Below are 251 nucleotides of genomic sequence, written 5' to 3' on the forward strand. Positions count from 1 at the left end.
ATGCTTGATGGTCGGAAGAGGCATAAATTCCGTCAGCCAGTTTAGTCTGACCATCTCATCTGTAACATCATTGGCAACGCTACCTTTGCCATGTTTCAGAAACAACTCTGGCGCATCGGGCTTCCCATACAATCGATAGATTGTCGCACCTGATTGCCCGACATTATCGCGAGCCCATTTATACCCATATAAATCAGCATCCATGTTGGAATTTAATCGCGGCCTAGAGCAAGACGTTTCCCGTTGAATAT

The 251-nt window shown here is 45.8% G+C and carries 1 pseudogene; it reads right to left on the minus strand.

Going from position 1 to position 251, the window contains the following annotated elements:
• Positions 1-249, minus strand: a pseudogene (locus SB786_RS37040) (APH(3') family aminoglycoside O-phosphotransferase); the annotation flags it as partial.
• Between the last annotated feature and the right edge of the window lie 2 nt (positions 250-251).

It is taken from the genome of Burkholderia sp. SIMBA_062 (assembly GCF_046534765.1).
Taxonomy (GTDB): domain Bacteria; phylum Pseudomonadota; class Gammaproteobacteria; order Burkholderiales; family Burkholderiaceae; genus Burkholderia; species Burkholderia ambifaria.